A 6,774-nucleotide genomic window follows, 5' to 3' on the forward strand; every position below is an offset into this window, starting at 1 on the left:
CCACCGCGTCCCACGTGATGCCTTTGGGCACACCGTTGCCGCACTTCCGGCTGCGAGACACCGAGGGCAACATTGTCGCCAGCGAGGATTTCGCTGATGCAGACGCGCTGCTGGTGGTCTTCATGTGCAACCACTGCCCGTTCGTGCGCAACATCAGCGCGCAACTGGCGAGCTTCGCCCGTGAGTTTATGCCCCGCGGGCTGGCGGTGGTTGGCATCAACTCCAACGACGCCGAACGGTATCCCGATGATAGCTTCGAGGCGATGGGGTGGGAAAAGGCGCGGGTGGGCTATCCGTTCCCCTATCTTCACGACGCCGACCAGGCCGCCGCGCACGCTTTCGGTGCAGTCTGCACCCCGGATTTCTTCCTCTTCGACGGTGACGGGTACCTCGCCTACCATGGCCAGTTCGACGGCAGCCGCCCCGGCAATAACGTCTCCGTCAGCGGCGACGACCTGCGTGCCGCTGCCACCGCCGTGCTCACCGGAATCGAAGTCGATCCCGAGCAAGCACCCAGCGCCGGGTGCAGCATCAAGTGGAAGCCCGGCAACGAGCCTGAATAAGGCGCGTCAGCACCAATTCACTAGACGTGCCGTGGAGCGGGGAAGGCACTGAACGAGGGGCGTAGGGTGGATTAGCGCAGCGTAATCCACCGTCAACCCAGTCGCGCCGAAGGCGCGCACCAGATCACGACGATGGGCAAGGAGGCCGATCATGTCGAATTACCGCCGCTTCCGGGTACCGGGCGGGACGTATTTTTTCACTGTGGTCACCCATCAGCGCCGGCCGTTCTTCCGGCACCCCGCCAATGTGCAGCGCCTGCGCACGGCCATACGGCGAATCCGCGATACCCACCCCTTCCACATCGATGCCATGGTCATCCTGCCGGATCACCTGCACGCCCTGTGGACGCTGCCCAAGGACGATGACGATTACACACGCCGCTTGCGGCTGGTGAAGTCGCTGTTTACGCAATCGGCGCCGGATTTGCCGGCCGAACGGGCGCGGCGGTCTGGGGAGGGTGCGGTGTGGCAGCGGCGCTACTGGGAGCACGTCATCCGTGATGGGGAGGATTTCCGGCGGCATGTGGATTACATTCATTACAACCCGGTGAAGCACGGGCTTGTGGCCCATCCGCGCGAGTGGCCGTACAGCAGTTTCCATCGGGCGGTACAACGGGGGTGGTATCCGCCGCATTGGGGAGCGTCGGAGCCGGAAACGGTGAACGGCCTGGAGTTTGAGTGAGTGTTTAAGGTGCGCCGTTGGCGCCGTGCGTGTAACGGTGGATTACGCCTGCGGCTAATCCACCCTACGCCCTTCGTTCAGCGCCTTCCCCGGTCCACGGCACGTCTCGTGGATGGGTGCCGACGGTGGATTACGCTGCGCTAATCCACCCTACGCCCTTCGTTTATGCACCCTGACAAGTTCCCGGTGCATGACCGAAGCGTAATCCATCGCCATTAGCAATTAAACCTTCATTCGCCGCGCAATCTCGGGGTTTTCCCGCAATCGTTGAAGCTCCGCGTCGCCTGGGATCTGCGGCCGGTCCCGCTCGCGATCGACGATGCAGAGAAACCCCAATGGCTCATCACCCACCGCATGGAACTGGTGGATCTGATGGGGTGCGATGTACACGCAATCATGCAGGCCAATGGATTCCACACGATCGTGCAATATCACTTCTCCGGTGCCGCGAACAATCACCACGCAATGGGGGTGTTCATGGTGCTCCAGGGAGGAATAACCACCGGGTTGAATCTCGAAATAGCGCGTGATGAAATGAAGCCGTTCCTCGCCTTGATTCTCACCGAGAAGCGTTTGCCGGTGAATCGCGCGAAAGCCGGTGCCTTGCGTCTTGTATTCCTTAACGGGGACCTCCCAGCGGTACCCGTCGGCGCGAACGATTTTCGCCATGTCGGCTCCGTCTTAAATTGGGTGCGCCTTCGGCGCGATTCGTTTCACGGTGGATTACGCTTCGCTACGCTAATCCACCCTACGCCCTTCGTTCAGCGCCTTGCGTCAGTAAGGGCTCGGCCCCGTAGGGTGGATTAGCGAAGCGTAATCCACCGTCATCCCACTGCCCCATCCACCGTCACACAACCCATTTTGACTCATCACCGTGCCCCCCGCCCAATCGACTCCCGCAACGCGGCCGTGGCGCGGGTGAGATCCCCCTGCTGATACAGGCTCCCACCGATCAGTAATATGGTATCGGTGCCGTACTGTTCAAGCCACCCGGGGGCGCGCGTAGCGTCCATGCCGCCGCCGGGTGTCGGTGCCGCGGCGCGCAGCGCGCCCAGGGGGTAGCGCAGGCGGTGGTTGATCGCCTCGCAGGTGGAGAGGCTGAAGCCGAAACGCCCGCCGGTGTTGGGGTACACGCTGGCATCCGCGCCGGCGAGTCGGAACAGATCGCCCAGCAGCAGCTCCGGCGAGAGGCCGTGCTCGGGCCGGAAGTAGCTGCCGGTGAGTGCAGGGTGGGCCATGAGAATGAGCCCGAAGCGCTCCCGCGCCCAACGCATGGCATCGAGCCCGGTGATCCACGGGCTGATCAGCACGCCTTTGCAACCGGCCTCGCGCGCTGCCGCCAAGCGTTGCTCGAGTAGCGGCCACGGCGCCGTGGCGTTGGGGAAATACAGGCTGTTGCCACCGGTTTCGCCATTGGCCCGCTCGACGGCCTGCTGGCAGGCGGCCAGGCGTTGGACGAAAGGCGCCTGCCGTTGATTCGCGACACCATGATCGTCCTTGATGATGTCCATGCCGCCAAGCGCGAAGCGGTAGGCACGCTCGGCCAGTGCGCTGGCGTCCAGACCCACGGGCTTCAGGGCGGTGCACAGCAATGCCTGGCCTTGTGCTACACCTGTCGCCTGCCGAATGCCGGCGATACCATGGGCCGGCCCACCGATGGCCTTTAAAACCCCGTCGGGCCAACGGATGTCGGTTACGCGGATGCCGTCCTTCAGCGAGATATTGCCGAACAGGGTATTGAGCAACTGCGTCAACTCGCCGCCCACCAGATCCGCGTCGAAGCTGATGGTGCACTGGTAACGCCGGTCGGACAGGGGGGCGAGCCGCTCGACGCGACCGAGCAGGTGTTCGCGGATGCTCTCCGGCACGCAATCTGCCGGCAGCTCGACCGTTTGCTCCAGGGCGATGTCCTCGGCCTTGGTGAGGGCATCCTCGCCGGGTTGGCAGGTGAGCAGGTAATCCACCAGCAGGCGTTCGGTCATGGCGAGTCGTCTCCGTGGCATGGCAACGGGGCCGCACGAAGGGCGTAGGGTGGATTAGGCGCAGCCGTAATCCACCGTGAAACGTATAGCGCCGAAGGCGCACCGATTGCGTTATCCTGCCTGTGCCACCTGCACGGTATCACCGCCCGCCTCCCGGGCGAGCTGCACCGCACCGTCCACGGCGAGGAGCAACGCGTCCGCCGAAACCGCCTGCTCGGGAAATCCCGCCACGCCGACGGACGCGGAGACCCCCCTCACCGTCTGCTCCGCCACGGGCAGCTCCAGCGTGCTGATGAGCGTGCGCAGTTCCTCGGCTCGCAGCCGCGTGTCGATGAGGTCAGCCTCGGGGAGGATAATGACAAAGGTGTCGCCGTTCGTGCGACAGACGGCGTCTGATCCACGGAACGCCGTTTGCAGCAGCCCGGCCACGGCCTGCAACAGCCGGTCGCCTGCGGCGCGGCCATGCCGGGCGTTGAAGTCCCGGAGTCCGTCGAGGGCCAGCTGGATCAGCCCCAGTGGGCGCTTGGCCCGCCGGCAGTGATGCAACTCGCGCTGGAGGGTGTCCAGCAGATAAGGGCGGTTGAATAGCCCCGTCAATGGGTCGCGCACGGTGCGCTGACGCGAACTCACCTGCAGCTGCAGCCCCGCGAGGGTCAGCGATGCCGTTTGCAGGAGGATTTGCGCCGTGGCGCTTGTGCCGGGTCCAGAGCCCTCCGTCAGTAACAGCCGGCATTCGCCAAGCTTGATGCCGTTGCCCTCGAGCGGCAGGCGCAGGTCCGGTTTCGCGTCGCCGCGGCTCAGCCGCTTCAGTGCCTTTGGCATCGTGACGGGGCAACCGGAGCCTTCCACCCAACCGGTGTCTTTGTTCCAGAATGCCGCTGTGGTTGCCGCGCTATGGTCGTCCGTGCTCAGCAGCACCACGCCTTCGGCATCGGGTATCAGCCGGCGTGCCGCCGTGACAAGGTGCTCGAGCACGCCGCGCGTGTCCGTCTGCTGGGTGATCATGGTGACGGCGTCGGCCACGACCTGGAGGACGGCCGCATCGGCCACCGGAGGGGATTCCGAGGCACGTTCCCTGGCGGCATCGAGGTAATGCGACGTCTCCGCCTGGCTGCGCGCAGCCGCGTCTAGCAAATCAGGAAGATCCTTGGAGTCGGTGGGCTCGGTCATTCTGCGTTATCCTCTCGCTTGTCCCCGCGCGCCCTGCGAGCCGCCGAGCGTACCGTACCGTAGTACCTGAGCGCCATAATGGGTGAGCCGATCACCGCTGCGGCGATCAACAGGAAGGCAATAAGCATGGCCCAGTCCGGCAGCAGTGGCCAGATCCAGGCGAAGAATCCGTAGAGCAGCGCGACGTAGATGGCGACCACCAGACCCGCGCCGAGGATCGAGATAAGCAGTCGCACGAGGCATCAGGCCTGGTCTTCAGCCTGCCATTCCTGCAGCAGCGCGCGCACCTTGCCCAGGAATGGCCACGCCACCAGCGACTGGGCAAGGCGCATGGTGGAGTTTTGCGCGGCGTTGTTCACCAGGCAAAGATCCAGATCCCGCGAGATGCCGGTGAGCCGCATGATCTCTTCCTCGAGCCGTTGCATGGCCTCGAGCGGGATTACGCCATCGATATGGGCGACGTTCACGCGCTTGCCCCAGTAGCGGCTGCGCACGGCGGAGAGCATGAATGGCCGCGAATCCGCTTCCATGGCGGCGTTGAGGTTGACCGGCAGGGTCAGTGCAGGCAGGGGCAGTTGCGTCGCCGCGATCACAATCTCCATGTGGTAGCAGTTCTCGGGCAGCCCTCCGTCGTTGCGCTGATGCGCCAGCTGTTCCAGATTACTTTCATGGATTTTCACCACCAAATCCGCGCTGGTTTTCTGGAAATCAATCCACTGCTTATAAGCCGCCTCACGCCGCCGGATCTCGTCCTCGAGCTCCGAGGGGTCGTGGCCGCGGTAGGAGACGTCGCGCTCGAACTTCCAGCGCCACTTCACGTCACGGTCTGCATCCACATACAGTGTAAAATCCAGCAGCGGGCGCAAATGCTCGTAGAGGGCGTGCAGCCCCTCGATAACCACCACCGGCGCCGGGCGCACGATTTGCGGCGCGTCAAAGCAACCAGTTTGGTGGTTGTAGATCGGCACCTCCACCGGCTTGCCGGCCCGTAGCGCGCGCAAATGTTCCTTGACCAGGTCCAGGTGGTTATTGGCCGGGTCCAGCGGCAGCCGCCCGCTGCGACGCCGCTGCGCCCGATTCTCGCGGTGATAGCCGTCCAGCGGGATGGAGGTCACCATGTCATTGCCAAGCAGGCGTCGGATGCCCTGGGTATAGGTGGTCTTGCCACTGCCGCTGTCGCCGGCGACGCCAACCAGAATGGGGCGTCGCGCGGAGTCGAGCATTGTCCGCAAATCGGTCATCTCCGCTGCACGCAGGTATGCAGGTTGGGTCATGGCGGGCCGGGTCTCCTGGCAAAGTGTTCCGCCGGCAAAACGGAGCCAACAGCGGTTATTCGCTACTGCATCGTCAAACCGGCGCGCGGCGTTGCCTGCAGGCTGCGGTGGTGACATTTCACCGCAGGTTTCTTACCTTTAGCGAGCATACCGCAAACCCTGGGGGAACAATGAGCCTGAAAACGACAGACCTTTGTGATGAACATTCCGAGCGCCTCAGCGTCGCCAGCCCACTATTTCGAGACTTCGGCGGGCGGCGTGAGTTCCACGGTGAGGTCAGCACAGTCAAGCTCTTCGAGGATAACTCCATGGTGCGCGAGGCGCTGGCAGAACCGGGCGCGGGCAAAGTCCTCGTGGTCGACGGTGGTGGCTCCATGCGCTGTGCACTGCTAGGCGATAAGCTCGCCGAGATGGCGCGCGACAATGGGTGGAGCGGGATTATCGTCTACGGCTGCATTCGCGATTCCGCCGACCTTGCCGGCATGGACATCGGCGTCAAGGCGCTGAACACGCATCCCCTGAAGAGTGAGAAAAAGGGTGTTGGTGAACGGGATGCCTCCGTGACCTTCGCCGGCATCACCATCCGTGCCGGGCAGTATCTCTACGCCGACGAGGACGGGCTCATCGTCGCTCCGGAGCCATTGCACGCGGTGTAATCCAAAAAACCGGTCAACCCGACAGCCGGCACCGTCGGGGTGGAGATAGACGACATGGACCAGACTGTTAGCAGGCGGCGCGAGAAACGCCGGCGTGATAGGCACCGCGTGCCCGCGGCAACGGCCCCGATCCCCGGGTTGAGCCATGAGTGACGAGGGCGTTCGCGTCGATAAGTGGCTCTGGGCGGCGCGGTTCTACAAGACTCGCCGCATGGCCACCGAGGCGATTCAGGGCGGCAAGGTCGAGCTGAATCACGCTCGCGCGAAGCCGGCCAAGACCGTCCGGCCAGGCGACGAACTGCGCATCCGCAAAGACGCCTACGAATTTCGCGTCATCGTGCGCGACCTCTCCGACAAGCGCGGCCCCGCAAAGGTGGCCGAAACCCTCTATGAAGAAACCGAGCAGAGCATGCAGCAGCGCGAACGCACCCGCGAGCAGCTCAAGGG

The 6,774-nt window shown here is 64.0% G+C and carries 9 protein-coding genes; 4 read left to right on the forward strand and 5 right to left on the reverse strand.

Features of this window, described 5'->3' with window-relative positions:
• A partial coding sequence (locus QZT63_RS19650) for a thioredoxin family protein (RefSeq protein ID WP_290653715.1) occupies window positions 1–563 on the forward strand: 563 nt, incomplete at its 5' end.
• A gap of 151 nt (window positions 564–714) precedes the next feature.
• The gene (locus tag QZT63_RS19655; RefSeq protein WP_290653717.1) at window positions 715–1,245 is read left to right on the forward strand and encodes a transposase; all 531 of its coding nucleotides are present in this window, start codon (window positions 715–717) and stop codon (window positions 1,243–1,245) included.
• Between the two features lie 222 nt (window positions 1,246–1,467).
• Here QZT63_RS19655 and QZT63_RS19660 read toward each other — a convergent pair whose 3' ends face one another.
• The 5 genes from QZT63_RS19660 to QZT63_RS19680 all read right to left on the reverse strand — a co-directional run bounded on the left by QZT63_RS19660 (window position 1,468) and on the right by QZT63_RS19680 (window position 5,671).
• Window positions 1,468–1,914, reverse strand: coding sequence for a cupin domain-containing protein (locus QZT63_RS19660; protein ID WP_290653719.1), 447 nt, complete (start codon window positions 1,912–1,914; stop codon window positions 1,468–1,470).
• A 200-nt stretch (window positions 1,915–2,114) separates the two neighbouring features.
• On the reverse strand, window positions 2,115–3,227 hold the full coding sequence (locus QZT63_RS19665) for a RuBisCO large subunit C-terminal-like domain-containing protein (RefSeq protein WP_290653721.1): 1,113 nt from the start codon (window positions 3,225–3,227) through the stop codon (window positions 2,115–2,117).
• A gap of 111 nt (window positions 3,228–3,338) precedes the next feature.
• Window positions 3,339–4,397, reverse strand: coding sequence for a GGDEF domain-containing protein (locus QZT63_RS19670; RefSeq protein ID WP_290653723.1), 1,059 nt, complete (start codon window positions 4,395–4,397; stop codon window positions 3,339–3,341).
• Window positions 4,394–4,633, reverse strand: coding sequence for a hypothetical protein (locus QZT63_RS19675; RefSeq protein ID WP_290653725.1), 240 nt, complete (start codon window positions 4,631–4,633; stop codon window positions 4,394–4,396). The genes QZT63_RS19670 and QZT63_RS19675 overlap by 4 nt, the downstream gene beginning before the upstream one ends.
• A gap of 6 nt (window positions 4,634–4,639) precedes the next feature.
• Entirely contained in the window at window positions 4,640–5,671 is a 1,032-nt protein-coding gene (locus QZT63_RS19680; protein ID WP_290653727.1) for a phosphoribulokinase, read from the reverse strand.
• Window positions 5,672–5,841: 170 nt separating this feature from the next.
• Here QZT63_RS19680 and rraA point away from each other — a divergent pair, with 170 nt between their 5' ends.
• Both rraA and QZT63_RS19690 read left to right on the forward strand, forming a co-directional pair.
• Entirely contained in the window at window positions 5,842–6,327 is a 486-nt protein-coding gene (gene rraA / locus QZT63_RS19685) for a ribonuclease E activity regulator RraA (protein WP_290653729.1), read from the forward strand.
• A gap of 145 nt (window positions 6,328–6,472) precedes the next feature.
• The coding region (locus QZT63_RS19690; protein ID WP_290653731.1) for an RNA-binding S4 domain-containing protein at window positions 6,473–6,774 on the forward strand (302 nt) is incomplete at its 3' end.

Origin of the sequence: Aquisalimonas sp., assembly GCF_007120195.1 — a bacterium.
GTDB lineage: Bacteria > Pseudomonadota > Gammaproteobacteria > Nitrococcales > Aquisalimonadaceae > Aquisalimonas.